The organism is Arundinibacter roseus, from assembly GCF_004348825.1.
Lineage (GTDB): Bacteria > Bacteroidota > Bacteroidia > Cytophagales > Spirosomataceae > Arundinibacter > Arundinibacter roseus.
Genome location: NZ_SMJU01000007.1, coordinates 246,955 through 268,906, shown reverse-complemented (window position 1 = coordinate 268,906; position 21,952 = coordinate 246,955). Strand labels below are relative to the sequence as shown.

The 21,952-nt window shown below is 43.9% G+C and carries 17 protein-coding genes and 1 other RNA gene; 10 read left to right on the top strand and 8 right to left on the bottom strand.

From position 1 onward, the window contains the following. Nucleotides 1-144: 144 nt before the first annotated feature. On the top strand, nucleotides 145-459 hold the full coding sequence (locus EZE20_RS12965) for a MerR family transcriptional regulator (protein ID WP_132118261.1): 315 nt from the start codon (nucleotides 145-147) through the stop codon (nucleotides 457-459). 15 nt (nucleotides 460-474) lie between these two features. Further along, entirely contained in the window at nucleotides 475-1,710 is a 1,236-nt protein-coding gene (locus EZE20_RS12960) for a M28 family peptidase (RefSeq protein ID WP_132118259.1), read from the top strand. A 10-nt stretch (nucleotides 1,711-1,720) separates the two neighbouring features. Here EZE20_RS12960 and EZE20_RS12955 read toward each other — a convergent pair whose 3' ends face one another. Then, on the bottom strand, nucleotides 1,721-2,470 hold the full coding sequence (locus EZE20_RS12955; RefSeq protein ID WP_132118257.1) for a hypothetical protein: 750 nt from the start codon (nucleotides 2,468-2,470) through the stop codon (nucleotides 1,721-1,723). 218 nt (nucleotides 2,471-2,688) lie between these two features. Beyond that, nucleotides 2,689-3,225: an RNA recognition motif domain-containing protein gene (locus EZE20_RS12950; protein WP_132118255.1), complete on the bottom strand. Its 537-nt coding sequence runs from the start codon at nucleotides 3,223-3,225 to the stop codon at nucleotides 2,689-2,691. A 176-nt stretch (nucleotides 3,226-3,401) separates the two neighbouring features. Here EZE20_RS12950 and EZE20_RS12945 point away from each other — a divergent pair, with 176 nt between their 5' ends. After that, nucleotides 3,402-5,672: a WD40/YVTN/BNR-like repeat-containing protein gene (locus tag EZE20_RS12945; RefSeq protein ID WP_228713723.1), complete on the top strand. Its 2,271-nt coding sequence runs from the start codon at nucleotides 3,402-3,404 to the stop codon at nucleotides 5,670-5,672. Between the two features lie 150 nt (nucleotides 5,673-5,822). Continuing rightward, the gene (locus EZE20_RS24385) at nucleotides 5,823-6,611 is read left to right on the top strand and encodes a hypothetical protein (RefSeq protein ID WP_228713721.1); all 789 of its coding nucleotides are present in this window, start codon (nucleotides 5,823-5,825) and stop codon (nucleotides 6,609-6,611) included. 55 nt (nucleotides 6,612-6,666) lie between these two features. On the opposite strand, the gene EZE20_RS12940 is transcribed toward EZE20_RS24385, so the two are convergent. After that, entirely contained in the window at nucleotides 6,667-7,176 is a 510-nt protein-coding gene (locus EZE20_RS12940; RefSeq protein WP_132118253.1) for a metallophosphoesterase family protein, read from the bottom strand. Nucleotides 7,177-7,314: 138 nt separating this feature from the next. Here EZE20_RS12940 and EZE20_RS12935 point away from each other — a divergent pair, with 138 nt between their 5' ends. From EZE20_RS12935 to EZE20_RS12920, 4 genes are all read left to right on the top strand, one after another. Further along, nucleotides 7,315-8,373, top strand: coding sequence for a 3-oxoacyl-ACP synthase III family protein (locus EZE20_RS12935; RefSeq protein WP_132118251.1), 1,059 nt, complete (start codon nucleotides 7,315-7,317; stop codon nucleotides 8,371-8,373). A 336-nt stretch (nucleotides 8,374-8,709) separates the two neighbouring features. Further along, nucleotides 8,710-11,529, top strand: a complete 2,820-nt coding sequence (locus EZE20_RS12930) for a TonB-dependent receptor domain-containing protein (protein WP_317129171.1) — start codon at nucleotides 8,710-8,712, stop codon at nucleotides 11,527-11,529. 55 nt (nucleotides 11,530-11,584) lie between these two features. Beyond that, nucleotides 11,585-12,337, top strand: coding sequence for a GLPGLI family protein (locus EZE20_RS12925; protein WP_132118249.1), 753 nt, complete (start codon nucleotides 11,585-11,587; stop codon nucleotides 12,335-12,337). Between the two features lie 270 nt (nucleotides 12,338-12,607). Next, nucleotides 12,608-13,495: an OmpA family protein gene (locus EZE20_RS12920; RefSeq protein ID WP_132118247.1), complete on the top strand. Its 888-nt coding sequence runs from the start codon at nucleotides 12,608-12,610 to the stop codon at nucleotides 13,493-13,495. Nucleotides 13,496-13,571: 76 nt separating this feature from the next. Here EZE20_RS12920 and EZE20_RS12915 read toward each other — a convergent pair whose 3' ends face one another. Both EZE20_RS12915 and EZE20_RS12910 read right to left on the bottom strand, forming a co-directional pair. After that, nucleotides 13,572-14,579, bottom strand: a complete 1,008-nt coding sequence (locus EZE20_RS12915) for a phosphotriesterase family protein (protein WP_228713719.1) — start codon at nucleotides 14,577-14,579, stop codon at nucleotides 13,572-13,574. A 4-nt stretch (nucleotides 14,580-14,583) separates the two neighbouring features. Further along, nucleotides 14,584-16,263, bottom strand: a complete 1,680-nt coding sequence (locus EZE20_RS12910; protein WP_132118245.1) for a fatty acid--CoA ligase — start codon at nucleotides 16,261-16,263, stop codon at nucleotides 14,584-14,586. Between the two features lie 114 nt (nucleotides 16,264-16,377). Here EZE20_RS12910 and EZE20_RS12905 point away from each other — a divergent pair, with 114 nt between their 5' ends. Continuing rightward, complete coding sequence (locus EZE20_RS12905) at nucleotides 16,378-17,334, top strand: threonine ammonia-lyase (protein ID WP_132118243.1); 957 nt, start codon at nucleotides 16,378-16,380, stop codon at nucleotides 17,332-17,334. A 67-nt stretch (nucleotides 17,335-17,401) separates the two neighbouring features. Here EZE20_RS12905 and EZE20_RS12900 read toward each other — a convergent pair whose 3' ends face one another. The 3 genes from EZE20_RS12900 to EZE20_RS12890 all read right to left on the bottom strand — a co-directional run bounded on the left by EZE20_RS12900 (nucleotide 17,402) and on the right by EZE20_RS12890 (nucleotide 21,170). Then, nucleotides 17,402-17,746: a hypothetical protein gene (locus EZE20_RS12900; RefSeq protein WP_132118241.1), complete on the bottom strand. Its 345-nt coding sequence runs from the start codon at nucleotides 17,744-17,746 to the stop codon at nucleotides 17,402-17,404. A 596-nt stretch (nucleotides 17,747-18,342) separates the two neighbouring features. Continuing rightward, nucleotides 18,343-18,716, bottom strand: a transfer-messenger RNA (tmRNA) gene (gene ssrA, locus EZE20_RS12895). A gap of 105 nt (nucleotides 18,717-18,821) precedes the next feature. Further along, the gene (locus EZE20_RS12890; RefSeq protein ID WP_132118239.1) at nucleotides 18,822-21,170 is read right to left on the bottom strand and encodes a TonB-dependent receptor; all 2,349 of its coding nucleotides are present in this window, start codon (nucleotides 21,168-21,170) and stop codon (nucleotides 18,822-18,824) included. Between the two features lie 95 nt (nucleotides 21,171-21,265). Between EZE20_RS12890 and EZE20_RS12885 the strand changes: the two genes are divergently transcribed. After that, nucleotides 21,266-21,907 carry a hypothetical protein gene (locus EZE20_RS12885; protein ID WP_132118237.1) on the top strand — a complete coding sequence of 214 codons (642 nt, stop codon included), beginning with the start codon at nucleotides 21,266-21,268 and terminating at the stop codon, nucleotides 21,905-21,907. The last annotated feature ends 45 nt before the right edge of the window (nucleotides 21,908-21,952 follow it).

Here is a 21,952-nt window from a genome sequence, read left to right as displayed (position 1 = left end):
GCTGACTGCGTATTATTTGTTGATTTTTCCGGAGAAAAAACCTGTGATAAAAATTTCCGCAAAGGTAACGAAATTACAGATTCTTTGGAACGCATGCGCCTTAGTTAAAAAATGCATCGTATTTTTGAATAAAGCCAAAAGACCATGGACAACAACACAAAATTATACTACGATACCAATGAAGTGGCCGAATTGCTGGGGTGTCAGCCGTCGGCACTGCGATTTTGGGAAAAGAAATTTCCGCACCTGTGTCCTAAGCGCGATTCCCGCAATCGGAGGCGCTATACCGAAAGTGACATTGAGGTAATTCGTAAAATTATGTATCAGCGCGAAACGCAGGGGCGTTCTATCAAGGCTACCCGGCAGCAGCTCAATCACCGCGAAATGGCCCAAAATGTAATCCATCGTTTGACGCGAATTCGCAGCTTTCTGGAAGAAATACGGGATTCTATCCACTAATTATACCCCATTCTTATGAAATTTACCTACAAAAGTTTACTAGCCCTGGCCGGAATGGCTGTGTATCATCCGGGCTTTTCTCAAAAGCTGGACCTGAAAGAAATTCAGACGCATGTACGGTTTCTGGCGTCAGATTCGCTCGAAGGCCGGGGCACAGGCACATTGGGGGAAATCCGGGCGGCTAATTATATTGCCAGTTCATTCTTACAGGCAGGTCTTGAACCCAAAGGCTATGAAGGTAGTTTTTTTCAACCTTTTGGCGTAACAATTTCGGTTGAAAGTATTCCGCATCAGGTAACCGCCCGAAATGTGGTGGGATTTTTGGACAATCAGGCTGAAAAAACTATTGTTATTGGTGCGCACTTTGACCATTTAGGGAAAGGCTACCAATCTGGTTCGTTGTCGCCGGATAGTCGCGAAATGATTCATAATGGTGCTGATGACAATGCTTCCGGTACCGCAGGCTTGATCGAACTGGCCCGGTACTATGCTACCAACAACATAAAAGAAGGCTTCAACTTTTTGTTCGTAGCTTTTTCAGGAGAAGAATTAGGTCTTTTGGGTTCCAAATTTTTTGTATCTAAATCCGAAATTCCAGTCGAGTCGATGGCCTTTATGATCAACATGGACATGATTGGACGATTGGACGAGGAAAAAGGGCTAACGATTGGTGGGTGGGGAACAAGCCCAAGTTGGGGGGATTTGTTGCCGGGAATTGCCAGAAACAGTAACCTAAAATATAACGTCGATTCTTCGGGAATTGGTCCTTCGGATCATACTTCGTTTTATTTGAAAGAAAAACCGGTACTTTTCTTTTTTACCGGTGTGCATTCAGACTACCACAAACCGTCAGACGATGCGGACAAAATTAATGCACGGGGAATTTTGACAGTATTGCAAACGATCGTTGGTTTGGTTGATGAATTGGATGCAAAGAAAATAGTGCCATCATTTACAACTGCGGGGAATCCGCATGCGCAGGCCACGCAACAAACCTTTAAAGTTACCCTGGGGGTCATTCCAGATTATAGTTTTACTGGAAAAGGGCTTAAAATTGACGGAGTGACCAAAGATCGTCCGGCAGATTTGGCGGGTATGAAAGCAGGAGACATCGTGTTGAAAATGGGCGAGTTAACAATTGCGAATATTCAGGATTACATGAAGGCGTTGGGTACTTTTGAAAAAGGACAAACGACGAATGTTGAAATAAACCGGCAGGACGAAAAGAAGGTCCTGCGGGTTATGTTCTAGTAATAGTTGCTTACAAAATCAATTCAAAAGGATCTTTATCCAAACCTATTTCCGAATAAACAATCCCTGATTTTGCATCGGTAATTGGAATAGTTAATGGGCCGAGCTGATGTTTTGTTGGCACTTTCAAGCCGGTCTCTAGCGTAATCCAGTTTTCCCAGGTAGCTTTCAGGCCACCAATCGGAATGATTGACACCCACATTTGATACGAAACCGGGAGTCCGTCGGCGTCAAGATGCCACAGGTATGAATCTCCGGGAGTAACTCCACCGCTGCTGTACGTAACCAGTAAAGCCTTGCTTCCGTCCGGTTGGACAACGACTGCCCGTTCAACCCCCTCATCAAAAGTTTTTGTAGGTGCCACAAGCCAGAAAGAATCGTTTACAAAATATTGATAAGCTTTACCTCTTAAAACGTCGAGGCGTTCATCCGTTACTTCAACTTCCTTTTCAAACGCTTTGCCTTTTGGCCAATCGGACAGGTTGAGCAGAACGCGGGTGTCGCCCCATGCTACCTGTACCAAACTGCGTTTGGGATCCCATACGTAATGATTCTTGTTGGCGAAGGTCCAGCTCAAAACACCGGTTTTTTCTTCAAGCGCTTCGGCACCAACGGCCTCCTGCATTTTTATGGCCAAAGCTTCCGCCTCCGGGCCCGGCCTGCCTTTGGGCAGTGGTTCGTTCAAAACAAAAAAAGCGACCGCTCCAATTATCAGCAGAAGCACACCAAGTCCGGCAATTATTCTTAAAATTCGTTTCATGGGAAATTGTTTTGATTAAATGACTAATTATCAGGCCAATAGTTCAAATAAATTATGTGGTAAAGATGGGATTTTGGGCAAAATGAAGTGCTAAAAAAGTGGTATGAAGATAATTTGCTGCTGTAAATCCAATAAAAAAACTGACCGTCAGGCGATGGTTTAAACACCTTTGCCTAACGATCAGTTAAAATTTATAGGTAGATTTTATTCTGAAAAAATCAGTCAAAATCGCTATTCCAGTCTCTTTTTTTGGAGCCACCGCCACCACGACGATCCTGATCACGGGACGAACGATCCCATTTTTTATCAGAAGATTTGTCGTTGTATTTTGTGAAAGGGCGTCCTGAGCCTCCGCCAGAGCCTCCGCCTCGTGGCGAGTCATTGCCGGAACGGTACCCACCGCCACCACCACTGTTTCCGCCGCCGCTATATCCACCGCCGCCGCTGCTTCCACCGCTACTGCCTGAGCCACTGTATCCACCTCCGCCTCCCGGACGAGGTCCGGATGGGCGTTCAGTTTTTTGCGATTCATTGACAATCAGGCTTCGTCCGTTTACTTCCTGACCATTCAATTTTGAGATAGCATCCTTGGCTTCGTCAGCATTGGGCATTTCTACAAAACCAAACCCTTTACTTTGCCGGGTTATCTTGTCGATAATAATTTTTGCCGAAACTACTTCCCCGTACTTTTCAAAAATTTCTTTCAATTCCGCCTCCTTCATTTTATAGGGAAGGCTGCCTACATAGATATCCATTGTGGTATAAGGTTATTTTCCTCTAAATGTACGTTTTTTCATAGTATCTCCATACGTTACCGTCTATTTTATTGAGAAAATTATTGAAAATTTAACCTGCCTCAAACTCGGCATCGTGCGGTTTTAAGTCTAGATTTGTTTACCCGGAATTTTATCAATAATCTACTATGATTTTTATGCAAAGAACTCTTCTTATGATTCTCCTTGTGTTGGTAGTACAAATTACTACTGCACAGAAAAAAAGTAGGCAATTACAGGCTGAACAACCTGCCACAGCTACTGTAAACTATTCCAAACTATTCAAAGCAGTTAAATGGCGATCCATTGGGCCCTTTCGGGGTGGGCGGTCGGTGGCGGTATCGGGTGTCAACTCCGATCCTCTGACCTACTACATGGGTACCACAGGCGGCGGGCTATGGAAAACCTCCGATGCAGGCGTTTCGTGGTTTCCTGTGTCGGATGGCTATTTTAAAACGGGCTCCGTTGGTGCGGTAGCCGTGGCCGAGTCAGATCCTAATGTAGTTGTGGCCGGTATGGGAGAGCACGCGCCAAGGGGCGTTATGACGAGCTATGGCGATGGCGTATATAAATCGACGGATGCAGGCAAAACGTGGTTGCACCTTGGGTTGGAAATGACCCGGCAAATCTCTGCGGTTCGGATCCATCCCTCCAATCCTGATTTGATATACGTAGCCGCGCAGGGAGCCTTACACGGACCGTCTGCTGAGCGGGGAATTTACAAAACGTCAGATGGCGGAAAATCCTGGAAAAAAGTGCTGTTTGTGGACGATAATACCGGTTGCTCCGACCTCAGCATGGATCTGACCAACCCCCGAATTCTCTACGCTGCCATGTGGGATCATCGCCGGTTGCCCTGGCAAATGGTGAGTGGCGGCAAAGGTAGCGGCTTGTATAAGTCAGTAGATGGGGGTGAAACCTGGCAGAAAATGGAAACGGGATTGCCCAAAGAAATGGGCAAAATGGGAATTGCAGTTTCACGGTCAAACCCTGAGCGCGTGTTTGCAGTGATAGAATCGGATAGCGAAAAAGAGATGGGTGGAGTATTTCGCTCTGACAATGCAGGCAAAACCTGGACGAGAGTGAGCAAGGATCACCGTACGGTACAGCGGGCCTGGTACTATACCGAAATTTTTGTTGACCCAACCAACGAGAATACTGTGTATGTGTTAAACTCGCCAGCGTTGAAATCGATTGATGGTGGAAAAACGTTTAGCAGGGTTTTTGGCGGAACCCATGGCGATTACCATGATTTATGGATTAACCCTGCAAATGCCAAAAATTTGGTGGTCGGCAATGACGGAGGTGCGGCCGTGAGTTTCAATCAGGGAGAAACATTTTCGTACCAAAATGGTATGCCAACAGCGCAATTTTACCGGATAAATGTTGACAATCGCTTTCCGTATCGCATTTACACGGGGCAACAGGATAACTCGTCGGTGATGATTGCAAGTCGCAACACTGCCGGGAGCGGAATCACAGATCGGGAATGGGAAACTTCCGCAGGTGGCGAAAGTGCTTTTCTGGCTTTTGATCCGGACGCACCCCGGTACGTGATGGGAGGTAGCTATCAAGGTACAATCGAGTTGCTGGATTTACAGAATAAAGAAGGTCGGGGGGTGATGGTTTCGCCTATTCAGTATCAGGCGCTTAAAGCCAAAGAAATGAAGTATCGGTTTAATTGGAATGCACCAATTATTTATTCAAAAAACGAAAAAGCGTTTTTTCATGCGGCCAACGTCGTTTTCAAAACTACGGATTTGGGGAAAAGCTGGACAAAAATTTCGCCTGATTTGACACGGGCTGATTCGACTAAACTTGGACTCGGCGGAGTACCTTACACCAACGAAGGCGCAGGAGGTGAAAATTATGCGACGATTTCTTACCTGTTAGAATCGCCACATGAAGCCGGAGTACTGTGGGCCGGAAGCGACGATGGGTTGGTGCACCTAACCCGCGACGGAGGTAAAAGCTGGAAAAATGTAACACCTGCTGGTCTGGAAGAAAAATTGATCAATTCCATTGAGGTCTCGCCGCACGACCCCGCCACTGCCTATATCGCTACGACAGGGTACAAAATGAATGATTATAAACCTTCTCTATATAAAACTACAAATTACGGTCAATCCTGGACGAATATTGTCAACGGAATTCCCGAAGGAGCTTATACCCGGGTAGTTCGGGAAGACGACAAGACAAAAAACTTGCTCTATGCCGGAACCGAAACGGGTTTGTATATTTCTTATACAGGCGGTGAAAAATGGTATCCTTTTCAATTGAATTTGCCTGTTACCCCCATTACCGACCTCAAAGTACATCAAGGTGACCTCATTGCTGCAACGATGGGCCGTTCACTTTGGATTTTGGATGATTTGACACCGATTCAATCATATAATTCCAGCGTTAAACCCGATAGTATGTGGGTATAAACGCCTGAAAATGCGTATCGGGTCTCAGGAAGGAGTGCGCTGGACAAGGTAGAAAATTCTGAAAATGAAGGAATTGGTACTGGAAAGAGCGGCTCGTCGGGCGACAACCCCGCCACGGGCGTTGTTTTTTATTACCAACTTCCTGCAAAAATGGACACCGCCGCAGTGTTAACGTTGGATGTGCTGGATGCGCAGAAAAAGGTGATTCGGTCATACAGCAGTAAAGAAGATGCCGATTTTGTCAGTTTTCCCGGCGGTCCTTCGCCGGATGACGTGTTGCCGAAAAAGGCCGGATTAAATCGGTTTGTGTGGGATATGCGGGCGGAAACATTGCCGGGCGTGCCCAAAGTTTTTATTGAAGGAAGTTATGAAGGGCGCAAAATGGCGCCGGGGTCATATGTTGCCCGTTTTACTTTTGGTAAAGAAAAAAGAGAAGTAAGTTTTCAAATTTTGTCCGATCCGCGCATTGACGCGTCTCCCGAAGCGTATCAGGAGCAGCAACTTACGCTAACCGAAGTTGAAAATAAAGTGAAAGAAATTCACGAAAGCATCCTTAATATGCGCAAAGTGAAGCGACAGATTGACGAATTAACCGCACTAGTGAAAGACAAGGCCGAACTGAAACCCGTAGTGGAAATGGGTAAATCCCTTTCTGGAAAAATAAAGACCTGGGAAGAAAAACTGGTTCAAAATAAATCGGAAGCCAACGATGATGTAATTAACTTTCAGAATCGACTGAGTGCAGATTATATTTTTGTTCGTGGCGAGCTCGATACCAATACTCCGGGTGTAACCAACGGACAAAAAGAGCGCATTGCCGAACTTAATAAAGAATGGAGCGTGCTGCAAACGGAAATGAAAACGTTGCTTTCACAGGATGTAACAACGTTTAATGCTTTGTGTAAAGAAAAAAAGATTGAAAAGATAACGCTCCCGTAAGATTTATGAAATGCAGGAAGATACTCCGTACTTGTGCCGGGCCTTCCTGCATTTTTTAGTTTAAAGCTCCACGCTTACCAAGTTCAACAACTTCCATTTCACTGATTTTTCCTTCGTGCAGAACGAACCGGAGTAGCGTACGAACGTTGTGAAATCCTTCTTTACCAGCCGCTCCGGGGTTTATGTACAGCATATTATGTAGTTTTGGATCGCGAATAACCCGCAAAATGTGGGAGTGCCCGCAAACAAAAAGATGGGGTGGATTCGCACGCAACTCGGGCCGTACCTGCGGGTTGTAGCCCGGAGGAGCTCCACCAATATGCGTCATCCAGATTCGAAATCCTTCCAGTTCAAAATGCAGATTCTCCACTGATCTTATTCTAACGGCTTGATTGTCAATATTTCCAAATACTACCCTTAGGGGTTTGAAGGCTTCCAGCTGATCCAGGATGCGGGTGCTACCCACATCCCCGGCATGCCAAAGTTCGTCGCAGGTAGCGAAATGCTCGAATATAGCTTCATCCAAAAAGCCGTGGGTATCTGATAGTAATCCGATTCTTGTCAAAATAGAAATGGGTAAAAAAATAAATTGTAATAAAGTAATATCCTATTGTATAATTGGGATGTATGTAGGACATTTGATCCCCAAATGAAGCAAAGACCCACGAAACGAGCAAATCTGACTTTTAAAAACCAGTTCAATATGTTACTACATACAAAAATAGCCGGGATCGGTAAATATATTCCCGAAGCAGTGGTTACCAACAACGATTTGACGCAGGTAATGGAAACCTCCGACGAATGGATTCAGGAACGCACCGGAATTCAGGAGCGGCATTACGCGCGCAAACATGAAGAGACCACCACAACAATGGCCGCACGGGCTTCTGAAATTGCCATTGAGCGGGCCGGAATTAAAAAAGAAGATGTCGATTTTATCATTTTCGCCACCCTCAGTCCGGACTATTACTTTCCGGGTTGTGGTGTTTTGTTGCAGCGCGAATTAGGAATTACCAGCACCGAAATCGGAGCGCTCGATATTCGGAATCAGTGTTCAGGATTTGTTTACGGACTTTCGATTGCTGACCAATTTATCAAAACCGGGATGTACAAAAATATCCTGCTCGTAGGATCAGAAATGCACTCGATGGGTTTGGAATTTACCACCAAAGGACGAAATGTAACCGTAATTTTTGGCGATGGAGCGGGAGCCGTTGTGTTACAACCAACTGAAAAAGAAGGGCAGGGGATTCTGACTACGCATCTTCACTCGGACGGGACGCATGCTGAGCAACTCGCGATGATTAATCCGGGCAGCCACGGCGGGTATCACTTGGGCAAAGAAAATTTTGGGTATCCTGACGAGCAGTACGGAGAGATTTTTATCTATCCTGAATTGATTGAACGCGGAAATATTTATCCAAATATGGAAGGCCAACTCGTATTTAAAACTGCAATTCAAAAATTTCCGCAGGTAATAGGAGAGGCATTACAGAAAACCGGCCTTTCAACCACTGACATCGACATGTTTATTCCGCATCAGGCCAATCTTCGGATCAGTCAGTTTGTGCAGACAAAACTAGGACTTCGGGACGATCAGGTTTGGAATAATATTCAAAAGTATGGCAATACAACGGCGGCCTCTATTCCGATTGCGCTTTGTGAGGCCTGGGAGGCTGATAAAATTAAGGAGGATGATTTGGTTTGTTTGGCTGCTTTCGGAAGTGGATTTACCTGGGGTTCTGCCCTGATTCGCTGGTAGCAGTCCTCTTTTTGTCTTAAATTTTTTTGAATCCGGAATTGGGGGACCCAATTCCGGATTTTTTATTTGATAAAATAAATCTATATATAGTTTAATTTAATATATAGTTTATTATATTTATGCTTAAAAACTACCTCATTTGATCAAGACCTAACTGCGTGAATGGGCTTGTCAGGTTTACTAAGTTACTTTTTTACACATAAATTGCTTTGTATAACTAAACTATTAGTTATATTTGAAAAATAATTCTCAATCCTTGCAACCTTTTGCCATATAATAAGACCTTGTACAAAACCCAACTTCATAAACTTTTCACTCCACCAACTTCCTACCCCTTTGAAAAAAATCTTACTTCCGTTTTTTCTTGTGTTCATGAGCCTGCTCACGCAGGCCCAAACGCCTGGCCGATTTACAATTAAAGGAACTGTCATTGACTCTTCCGGAACCTTGCTACCGTCAGCAACTGTCATGTTGCTTACACCGCAGGATTCAGCATTGGTCAACTTTGGCCGAACCAACGAACAGGGCGAGCTTGAATTCAAAAATGTCAAGCGTGCTTCCTATCTGCTAAAAATTTCCTACGTTGGTTATTTGCCCTATGAACAGCAGGTACAACCCGGCGAAGAGGCGGTAGTTGATTTGGGGCAGATTCAGTTAAAAATGTTAAATCAGGATCTGTTTGAGGTGGTAATTAAAGCTGCCCGTGCACCGCTCAGCATTCGCGGCGATACGGTGGAGTACAACGCCGGTTCGTTTAAAGTGCCGCCGGGAAGCACAGTAGAAGATTTACTTCGGAGACTTCCGGGTATGCAAATTGAGCAGGACGGCACGATTCGTTCGCAGGGGCAGGAAGTTAAGCGCGTGACCGTAGACGGTAAGCGTTTTTTTGGGGATGACCCAAAAATGGCAACTAAAAATCTACCTGCGGAAGCAATTTCTAAGGTGCAGGTGTTTAATGGCAAATCTGAACAGGCGCGCATTACGGGGGTAGAAGATGGGAAACAGGAAAAAACCCTGAACCTTGAACTCAAAGACAGTCATAAAAAAGGTGGCTTTGGCAAAGCAACAGTTGGCGCCGGAACGGACAACCGGGTAGAAGGGAAAGTGAATTATAACCGCTTCAATGATAAGCAGCAATTTGCCATTGTTGGTTTTGGAAACAATACGAATCAAAGCGGACTTTCGTGGGACGATTATCAGGATTTTCGGGGAAGTCAGTCGTTTAATTGGGGCGACGATGGCGACTTTGGGTTTAGCAGTGGGGGCGGAGTTCGGTTTGTTTCATTTGATGACGATCAGGAAAGCCTGACGATTCAGGCCGGGCGCAGCAGCCGTGACCGGGGGTTTACCAAAAACTGGGCAGGTGGTGCCAACTATAATTACGACACCAAGAAAACCAAATTCAGCTCCAATTACTTCTACAACCAAACCGATCAGACGCTTGATGTGTTGTCGAACCGGGAAAATTTTCTTAGTTCCGGAACCTTTCAAACCTCGGACAACAACACTCGCTCCAACCTGAACATGAATCATCGGGGAGGAATCCGTTTTGAACATACACTCGACTCACTCAATACGATCATTGTGATCAGCAACGCTCGTTTTGGCCGTGGAAGTTCGCGTTACAACAGTTTGCAAGAGTTTTATCGGGGTGAAAACAACCTGTCAACACGCTCAAATATTAATAACAACAACAGATTCAATTCGTTCTCGATGGGGAATACGGCTATTTTCCGTCATAAATTCCAGAAAAAAGGCAGGAACTTTGCCGTTAGTGTTGGCTACAACATTAATAATTCGGATGGCGATGCCACGCAACGTTCTGTTAATGAGTTTTTTAGAGAAGAAGGTGATTCTACCGCAGTCATAAATCAGGATAATCAAACGGTGAGTCTGCGGACGCAGTTTAAAGCAAGTGCTTTGTATATAGAACCCTTAGGTAAAAAATTCTTTTGGGAAACCTTCGCCAATTTTAGCCTGCGTCAGGATGAGGTAGATCGCGACGTGTTTGACATATCACAGGAAGCCCAAATTCGTAATACTTTTTTGAGTCGATACTATACCAACGATTTCGTTTACAATCGATTTGGAAGCAGCATGCGCTACTCCTACAAAGGATTCAACCTCAGCGCCGGATTGGCCCGGGTTTATTTTGATTTGAAGGGACAGTTCTCGCAAGATCAGACCACGCCCGAAATCGGTCGGGTAGATCGGCAGTTTACGCGCTGGACGCCAAGTGCGAGCCTTAATTATTCGATGAAGAATAATAAGTATCTGTTTATGAACTATAACCTGAACGTAGATGAGCCGCCCATTCGGGATTTGCAACCGATTATTGATAATAGCAATCCGCTGTACATCCGGGAAGGAAATCCTGATTTGCAGCCACAGGCCAATCATAATGTAAGTGCCGGACTGAGTATGTTTAATCCCGGAAACTTTACACAGTTTTTCATTAATGTGTACTACGCATACTATTTAAACCAAATTGTGTACAACCAAACCGTTAGTCAGGACTTGATAACAACTACCCGGCCGGTTAATATTTCGGGTGGAACAAACCTGGGTTCGTACATCAATTATGGATTCCCATTAGTCAAGACTAAGAGTACACTTAATATTAACTCGTCGATTGGCTTCAATAAAAACCTGATTTATGTCAATGAAATTCTGAATACGACCAATACCGACCGGTATAATGTTGGCCTGCGACTTGACCTGACGCCAAGCGACAAGTTTACGCTCTATACCAACGCCAACTGGAATTTTTCAAATACTCGCTACTCGCTCAATACAACTCAGAATCAGAAGATTGTGAACAGTAGCTATGGGGCCGAAATGAATGTGAAATTGCCTGCCGAAATGTATTTTTCCAGCCGATTCAACCTTAATACCTTTGTGAATGATCGCTTCGGTTTTAACCAAACGCAGCCAATATTGAATTTATCGGTCTATAAAATTATTCTGAAAGACAAAAAAGGGGAAGTTCGTTTATCAGCGTATGATCTGTTTAATCAAAATCGGGGAATTACTCAATATGCTACTCAAAACTTCGTTTCCACCGAACAGGTCAATACACTTGCCCGCTATTTTATGCTAAGTTTTACTTATAACATGCGTGGAGTAACAGGTGGCGTGCGCCGAAGAGGTTTCTAAAATCTGACGAAAAACACTCCTGAATTATTCATTAAACCCCTACGATTTTATTCTTATGAAATTTAAGCATTTTAACATCGCACTATTCCTGTTAATGGCCCTGCCCGGTCTGTGTCAAACGATGGAAGGAGTGGTTACTTACGAGCGCGTGTATCATTGGTCTAAAATTTACTCACGCCTTACCTTTTTGAGTCAGGAAGAGAAAGACAGGATCAAGCTGACCTGGGGAAATGACGATGAAAGTAAGACCAAAATGCAGTTGTTTTTTACTCCAAATCAGAGCAAGTACACCTATGCATCCGATCAGGGAACGAGTGAAAGCGGTTCGTACAGCTGGCGGCAGGAGGATTACATAATCTTTCGCGATTATGAAAAAGAGTCAAAAGTTGAAATTATGGAAATGCTGGGTAAAACCTATGTCATTGAAGACTCTTTGCGCGCGCCACGCTGGAAAGTATTGAATCAGATCAAGGATGTGAACGGACATGTTTGCATGCTGGCTGTCACGGAGGATACGGTAAAAAAGCAAAAAATTTCGGCCTGGTTTGCGCACGATTTACCTATTTCGGCTGGACCTGAACGGTACTTTGGTCTGCCCGGAATTATCCTGGAACTTGATGTGAATGAAGGTGACTTTGTTATTACAGCTACCAATATTGAGTTAAAACCGGTAGGAGAAGGCATCCAATTACCCAAAAAAATCAAGGGTAAAAAGCTTACCGATGCTAGTTATGAGGAGTTGATTTCAACGCATATTTCAGATAGTATGAAGTCACACCGAAATCCTTATTGGTCAATACCTTATTGAGGAAGGAAATATGTTAATTTGGATTCAAAATAAGTTTTCATAAAGCATTTGCGGGTTACTAAAATGAAAGAATTTTGGCTAAAAATGGCCTTGGTACGATAATTTGGAGTATTATAGATTATTATTCGTCTTTTTAAAAGGAGAGTAGTAATTTTGCAGCTCAATGTAGTCGTTTTTGCTATGTACGATGTACTAGTAGTGGAAGACTATATTTTTGATTCAAATTATTTAACCATAAACCAGTTTTTGTCCATCTAACTCACTAGACCCATGCAAAAAACAATTGTTGCAATTGCCCTTATTTTCACCCTAGGCTCTTGCGCCAGCAAGAAAAAAATGTTGGCCGTTCAGAATGAAAGAGATCAGATTCAGCTGATGCTTGATAAAGCCAAAACAGACCTGAGCGACTGCGACGGTAAAGTGGCAAAATTGAATACTGATCTGAGAACAAGCCAAGGTGAGCTTGAAGCCAGAAACACACGTTTGAAGGAATTGCAGGATCAGCTGGATTTCCTCAAAAAGAATAACAACGCATTGCTGGATCGTATGTCGGATCTATCCGTGATCAGCAAAGAAGGTGCTGAGAGCATCAAGAAGTCTATGGAAGTGATGAACAGTCAGGGGAATTATATCCGTGATTTGAACACAAGTATCCAACGGAAAGATTCTCTGAATATGGCTTTGGTTATGAACCTGAAACGCTCCTTGCAGGATGTTAGCGACGAAGATGTTCAGATCGAAGTAAAAAAAGGAGTTGTGTACGTTTCGCTTTCAGACAAAATGTTGTTTGATTTTGGAAGTTATAACATCACTGAAAAAGCCCAATCCGTACTTGGCAAAGTGGCCCGTATCCTGAATGACTACAAGGAAATTGAGATTTTGGTTGAAGGCCATACAGACAATGTCCCTTACCGGAGTGGAAACCTTTCAGACAACTGGGATCTTAGCGTAATGCGTGCCACTTCGGTTGTTCGTACGCTTCAATCGAAATACGGTGTAGCTGCGAACCGCATGATTGCCGGTGGACGCGGTGAATATATGCCTAAGGTAGAAAATTCTTCCAAAGAAAGCCGCAGCATGAACCGTCGGACTGAAATTATCATTACTCCCAAGTTGGATCAATTCTTCAACTTGTATACCCCACAAGCGGGCAAATAAGTTGTTCATTTCAAGTTAAGCACGAAAAGCCGAGGGGTTATCCTTCGGCTTTTTGTGCGTAATACCTTTTAATATTTCATAGTTTACGAATAGCGATTGTAAATGCTTCCTCAGGGTTTTTGATCAGGAGTTGGTCAAAATCAGAATTTTTCCAGCCATTACTTCGAAGAATTGGTTGAATTTTCTCAAAAAAATTGGTGTACCCCACAAATGATTTCATGGAGTTGTTTGTGCCGGGAGTATACCAGCCTGCATCGTGAGAAATTAAAACCCGATTCAGCAGTTCCTCCGACTTTAACTGAGATAGCCATGTGGCATAGCCTTCAAATTCTCCCCATCCCATGCCATCCAGACTTACCCAGGCGCCCATTTGCGCTGCCTTTGGGTAAATGTTTTTGTCAGGTTCAGCCTGTGCATGCACCCATACAAATGCATCGGGCCGTACTCCCATTTTTTTTATAAGCTCAATTTGCTCAAAAGCAGCAGGTGCCGGCCCGGTATGTGAACAAATAGTAAGTCCTGTGGCCAAATGCGTGATAGCCGCCGCACGAACAAGCTTTTTATGAAGTTCAGATAATTTTCCGCTGTCAACGCCAATTTTAATAAAGCCCGGTCGAATATCTGTGCCTTCGATACCATTCTCAAATTCCCTGATCCAGCGATCAGCAAGCTGTTGTTCCGTTTCTGTAAAAGCCCACTTCGGCAAGTATTTGTTATTTACTGCTCCATAATAACCGGTATTGGTCAGAATATGAATGGTATGCTCCCGCGAAATTTCCCGTAGTAAATGCACATCTCGTCCCAAAAATGCCGGCGTGCAATCCATAATTGATTGGATACCTTCGCTTTTTGCTTTTTCAATATATGGTGCTACTGCCTTTCGGACAGTTTGTCGATTCCATCGGGTGGCAGAAATTTTATCAGCGCCTATAAAATCAACCAGAAAATGTTCGTGGATAAGGGTTTTTCCCAAAGATCCAGCAGCTTTGGGCCCTTCCACGGTCATCACTCTCCCTGAAAAATCCATCCCGGAAGGAAGCAAAGGAACGCATCCGATCAGTTTAAGAAAACGTCTTCTTTCCATAGTGTTAGCCTACTAATAACTCTTTCATTTCGGTTCTGATTTTCTTTTTATCAAGTTTACCAACGCTTGTCTTAGGTATTTCGGCTACGAGTACAATCCTGTTAGGGATGTACCATCGGTTTATTTCGCCAGTTTCCACCAAAGTCAGTATATGTTGATGCAGGATTTCTGAGGACAAGGTTTTTACAAAATCTGGTTTTGGAACAACCAACGCATAAGGCCGCTCGCCCCAACGCTCGTCGGGCAGGCCTACCACAGCTACTTCTGCCACACCATCCATTTGCGAGAAGATGTTTTCAATATCAAGTGAAGAAACCCATTCGCCGCCTGTTTTGATAACATCTTTAACCCGATCCGAAATTGTGAGGTAAAAATCCGGTCCAATACTGCCAACATCGCCCGTATGTAGCCAACCGCCTTTCCACAAATTTTCCGAACTTACTTCATCCTTATAGTAGCCCTGCGTCATCCAGGCCCCACGAGCTACAAGTTCACCGACAGATTGTCCGTCATGAGGCAGAATATCGCCCTTTTCATCAAGTACCCGAAGATCTACAAAAGGAGCTATGCGACCAGCCTTGGTGCGGAGGTCTAGTTGCCGCTGTACATCCCATCCAAGTTGTTGATCGTTTAGATGAACCACTGACATGATTGGAGCCGTTTCGGACATTCCGTATCCTTGTGAAACATTAATACCCAACGAAATAGCCGCCTGCGCCAGACCGCGTGTCAGGGCAGAACCTCCGATGATGACTTTCCAATTTGATAAGTCCACCTGTTTTGCAATTGGGCTATTGACCAACATACCTAAAATGGTAGGGACGCAGTGTGAAAGGGTAACTTTTTCCTGAATTAGCAGACGAAGCAACATCTCGGGCTCGTAACGACCCGGATATACCTGCTTGTTATTCAGCATGGTAGCTAAAAACGGGAATCCCCATGCATGTACATGGAACATGGGTGTGATAGGCATGTACACATCCCGATGTGAGAACGGCAGAGCCTCATAGCCGCAAAAGTAGGCTAGTAGTCCCATGGTATGCATAAAGAGTTGACGATGAGAAAAATAAACGCCTTTTGGATTTCCTGTGGTGCCCGTGGTGTAAAAAGTAGTGGCCCATGAATCTTCCTCAAAATCTGGAAAATCATACTCAGCGGGTTGTGCAGCGAGAAGAGCTTCATATTCACCCAAAGTTGGGAAAGAAGGTTTTGTAAGTTCTGTCTTCTGCTGAGTGTACACCTTGTCACTCATAATAACGATTTTGCTGGTTGACGTTATTTGTCCATGAATCGATTCAAGAATGGGTAAAAAGTCTTCGTGTATCAGCAGAATATCATCTTCGGCATGATTAATTGTATATAAAATCTGTGCTGGTGAAAGTCGCACATTGATGGTATGCAAAATTGCCCCCATGCACGGAACGGCAAAAAAACATTCAAGATAGCGGTGACTATCCCAATCCATCACGGCTACGGTACTTCCCGGTGCAATACCTAGTGTACGTAGTGCATTGGCTAATCTTCGGATTCGTCGATTCAATTCAAAATAATCCATCCGGAATAAATCCCGGTAAACAATTTCACGCTCAGGGTTGTAACGTTCACTTTGGAGAAGCAGCGTTTTGATCAGTAACGGTTGATCATAGGCAGAGGGTGTGCGGGGAATACGTTTGGTTTTTGTCATGAACTTTGATTTTTAGTATGTTTAATTTGCAGTATTTTGGGCAAAAGAAGCTCCTGCTTAAAAGTAGGGAAAGCTCCCCGGAAATGGTACTATTTATTCTTGAATTTATTTAATATGACAACTCCTATTTATCCAACAGCTACATCAATTCTAGAAGCCCATGCACGTATTCAACCCTATGTTCATCGGACGCCCATACTTACCTGCAAAACCATCAATAAACTTGTGGGAGCTTCCTTATACTTTAAATGTGAAAATTTTCAGAAAATAGGCGCGTTCAAAGCTCGTGGTGGGGTCAATGCGGTATTGAGCCTTACAACCGACGAACAGGCCCGAGGAATTGCCACTCACTCGTCGGGAAACCATGCTCAGGCCATTGCGTATGCGGCAGGCGTGGTGGGTACAAAAGCCTTCATTGTAATGCCGGATAACTCGCCTGAGGTAAAAATTAAAGCTGTAAAAGGCTATGGTGCCGAGGTAACTTTTTGTAAAAATACACCTGAGGAACGAGAAAGGACTGTGCAGGAAGTTGTAGCACGTTCGGGTGCAACCTTTATTCATCCTTTCAATGACTACAATGTAATAACCGGACAAGCTACCGCCGCCAAAGAATTGTTTGATGATGTGGGGGTAGATCTTGATGCCCTTATAGCACCTGTGGGTGGTGGAGGTTTATTAAGCGGCACCGCATTATCGGCCCATTATTTTGCTGAGCGGACCAGGGTTTTTGCCGGAGAACCGGAAGGCGCAGCGGATGCGGTACTTTCCTTTCAGTCGCAAAAAATTGAGCGGGCACCTTATGTAAATACTATCGCAGATGGCCTGCTGACTCCCCTGGGCGACAAAACTCTTGACATTATTTTGCGGCACGTAGAAGGAATATACACCGTTTCGGATGCCGAAATTATAGAAGCAATGCGGCTAATCTGGGAGCGAATGAAGATTATCGTAGAGCCTTCCTGTGCGGTGCCTCTGGCCGCAGTTATTAAGAATAAAGCTCTGTTTAAAGATTTGACAGTGGGGGTTATTCTAACGGGCGGAAATGTTGATTTGGGGCGACTTCCCTTTTAAGATTTGAACTATATCATGAATGCAGAAAACCACCGATTCAGGTGGTTTTCTGCTACAAACGATATGCTTATACGTTTTCTACTTTGGCAGTGCTGTTTCGTGCATTGATTTCAGCAAGGCTGGGTTTTGCACCGATCTTCGTATACCAGGCCAGCATTTCCAGAAAGTAACTGATTGGAGGTTTTCCACGGTTATCTATATCTTTTCGTATATTGATATAGTATGTTTCTCCACGGTAGGCAATCGAATGACCGTCAGTACATTCAGACTTCGGTACGATCTCAAACAGATATTGCGGGTAATGTCCTTTGAGAACATAAAACCGCCCATCAGAATTGAGGGGATCAGAAACAAGCATCCATCTGGAAAGATCCTGAACGGGCTTGTTCAGTTGAAAGGTGTGCGTTTTCATCCGGTTATTTTAGTATGTGTGTTTATTGGCAATAAATATATTCATTTTATTTAAAATTTAATAATTAATGTACAAAAGTTGCACATTAGTGTCATTACTTTAATTTTAAATTTGAAATATACTGATAATTAATTGGGTTAAATTGCTTTTCAAGCCTAATTTTCAATGAGTAAGTACAACTTCTGGTTGAAATTTTACTGGTTACTATGGATACATACAATGCTTTGTGTAACTCATATTTTTTCTAAAATTTAGTACAAGTGGGTTAAAGTTTTAAACAAACTGTTTAAAATTTTAAACGAAGTGTTTAAAATTTAGGACTTTGAGTTAACTGAATCCTTTCCCGAAATAAATTTTCCACCAAAAGACAAGAATTTTTTTGGGTTGCGATCCTTGATAAATGAATTCTGATGCTTGAAGGCTTCTCTTTGTCTGCTTTGAAGTGGGTATCAGCAGCCCTGCGATGCAAAAAGTGAGAATTGTAGTAAAATGGCAAAACAACAGGTTACGCGACTGCATGAAGGAAGGTGTCATTTAGGTAAAAAAGAGGTGGCACTTTATAAAAAAACGGCCAAATTTTTAAAATTTGGCCGTTTTTGTGGAGACGGAGGGATTCGAACCCTCGTCCAGAACAGGGAAACCCTGTGCCTTCTACATGCTTATCCCCGATTAGATTTTCGAGCCAGACTAGGTTCAGGGCGGACCCGCGTCTTGGCCTTAGGTACTAGTGTCTCGTTGGGTTTTCGTACCACTATTCCAACCAGCGCTGCGTTTCGACACCCCTTGATCCACCCGGCAGCACGTAGGGTGGAGGGATGATGGCATTTGCTAAATCCTCCGGATTAGGCAGCCATGGCGTAGTTAGATTCGCCAGTTATTGTTTGAAAGGCATTGATTAACGGGAGGTACCCTCAACTCCCGACATGCTTACACACAGAATCCCAACCCGCTGTCAATACCAGTCGCCCCCATTTTGGAAACGGAAGTGGTTGTTTTTCCGTAGTTATCTGACAAAATTAGCTGTAAAATAGTTCAGACCGTGATTTATTTTAGTCTTTATCTGCCTTCAAATTGGCTAAAATTCCCAGCGATAGCTCAAAACAGGAATCATCCCAAGTTGATACCTTGGAACTAATTGCCGTTGCAAAATATCATAGTAGCTGAACGCTTCATTTTCAGTATTGCTAACATTCTGAATGTCAAGAGCCAGTGTTCGGTTATACTTTGCGTGGTTCTTTTTCCAGTAGATTCGCAGATCGGGGCGGAAATAATCTTTCATTTTTACTGTAAACGCATCTTTAACGGAATACACGGTGGTCTGTTCAGCCTGTGATGTTTCCAGATCAATGGGTGTATCCCGAAACCCGCCCAACCAAAGAATACGTGTATTGAATCCCCAAATAGCCTGTTTTTTTGTAATGATTTCTTTACCACCAGTAAAGCTGAACGTATGCCCGCCATTGTAGCGCGTACTCCGACGGATACCATCTCCCCCTACATAAGTAGAATTATAAAGGGAACCTGAGATTAAAACATAGTATCCTTTGGTCAAATATTTCTGATAACTAACCTCTACGCCATAATTGCGGCCGGTTCCGGCATTTTCCAATTTCTGATCCACAAAATTTTCAACCAAATTGAGCGTAGAAAAAGAAGGTAGTACGCGGTAGCTAAGTACCGGAGACAACGTAACCACCGGAACATCAAAGATATTTTGCAGGTAAGTTTCAATTTTGAGAATTCCGCCTTTACTCAAATTCTGCTGATAGCCCGCCACAAAATGATGCGCCCGCGTAGGCGACAGCAACCGATTAGGCCGATCGTTTGCCTGAGTATTACTATTTTTGACTGCCAGATATACTTGCGGCTGTTGCAACTGACTGTGCAATCCATAAGAGAAACTGATCGATTGCCGGGGCGATGCCTGAAAATGCACGGCCGCTCGTGGTTCAACTGAATTTGTTTTGTTGTAAGTATATCCAAGGTAATGTAGGCCCAGTTCGGTAGTTAGTCGTTTGGCGGGCTTCCATTGCCAGGTTGCATAGGGTTGAATCACTGTCCCTTCCATGCGCCCATCTGAAACCTGACTGCCCCGAGACAGGATTTCATCCACCTGATAGGTAAGAAATAGTCCCGTTTTAATTAAGTGTTTGGCATTTAGCCGATGGCTAAGCGTAGTGGAATAGGAGAGTCGCGATTTACTTATCGCATCTTCTTCAACCAAAAATCGTCGATCTGTATTGGCTTTTGACAAAATATACCCATCTCGTCCATTTTCAAGTGCAGAAGTTACCAACACAGATTTCACAGACGTTTTAGGACCCATCTGTATTGAATGCGTGAGACCCACGGCACCCATTGCGTTGGTGTAGTCGATATCGAAACCATCTTTTTGAAAAACCCATTCGTCTACATTTCGGCTTGCCTTGAATATATTGCTGCTGTATCCACCCAGCCCAAAAAATTTGAACTCGCCATGTTTAGCCGTGGGGAGTGTAATGGTAAAAGATAAATCCTGAAAGCGAATATCTTCTCCGCCGAAAGTTACGCCCATAGCTCCCAAAAGGCCCGTAAAGGAATAGCGGTAGTTGACCAGATAAGAAGCTTTTGATTTTTTGGAAAAAGGTCCTTCGGCAGCCACATCCAGACCAATAAGTCCTGCTTGTGCCGTAAACTCAGTTTGCTCATTATTACCCGTCCGTAATTTCATGTCCAGAACACCCGAAAGCGCATTGCCATATTCGGCAGGAAATGCACCCGTCAGAAAATACGAATCGTCAAGCAGTTGAGTGCTCAAAATATTGACTCCGCCTCCCGTTTGCGTGGCGCGGTCGCTGAATGTTCCGGCGTTGGATAGATGGTTTGGGTTTACGATTTCCACGCCTTCCAACCGCCACTGCATTCCGTTAGGCGTATTTCCCCGAATCACCAGCCCATTGGCCTGATCGTTTGCACTTGCCACACCGGGAAACGAGGTGGCCACTCTTGCCGGGTCGAGGTAAGTGGCAGCATAGCGCAGGGTTTGCTCTACGGTAATTTCCTGAATACTCGAAAACGCCAGCGGCTTTGAACTGATTACCATGGCTTCGTCTAATTGCTGAGTAGAGGGCGCGAGAGAAATCGACACAATTTTTTCTTTTCCGGATTCCAAAAGTAGTTCGGGTAGCAGATAGGGGCTATATCCCAAACTTGTGATTTTTAAAGAATACCGCCCCACGGGTACTTTTTCAAAGCGAAAGCTGCCATCTGCGGCAGTAATCGTCCCTTGACCAATTTCGATGAGTTGGACAGAAGCACCCGCTAAAATTGCCCTGGTTTCAAAATCCTGAACCGAACCGCGTATCGTAGTGGTATTTGTTTGTGCATGCACAAGAAGCGCGCTGGAAAGCCATAAACAAAGTGTAAAAAGTAAATTTTTATTCATTCGAAGTAAAGAGTATAAATCCACTGGTAGATGTGTTACAAAGGTAGACCCTAAACTAATTCGGTTGGATACTGTTATGAATTAAAACCTACGGAATGGATCTTTCTTCTTTTGAAAAGAAGCTTTTTACAAGCTTGGAGGACTTTTTTACCAGTCACAATTTTCCTTTTTATCCGACGCCCGCTCAGTTTAGAAGATCAACTGTGTCGGGGTTCGATAACGTTATTTTTTCTTTTAGTCCGTATCAGGAGGCCCTTTGGGTCGATGTGTTTTTTGGAAATCGATTTGAAACTGTGGAGCAGATCGCTCAGCAATTTTTGACCAATCGACTCGATTTTCGGCCTGATGCAAACACGTTGCTTACCACAATTGGTCGCTTCAGGCAGCGCACTTATTTTCACTATAAACTTAAAAATCAATCAGACTTTGATGCTGCCTGTGCAGATATTACCACTTTTTTTGTAGAAAAAGGATTTGCATTTTTTGAGCTGGTCGGTACTTTGTCTGAGCTGGATTCTATTTTAAATGATTTTCCCGAACAACGGTGTGCTTACGTAGCAAATGCGACTCACCGGGCTTTTAAAGGGCTGATTGCCGCTCGATTGGCCCAAAATCCTCGTTTTGAAAAGCTTTATGATTTTTATAAAAAAGAACTGGCCGATAATTATACCGACCAGCCTACACAAATTTCCTTTGAAAAATTACATACCTTTTTGCAATACTATTCGCACAACTGAATGCCAGGAATCAGATAATTAGTTGTTTAAGCATTACCAAGTCCA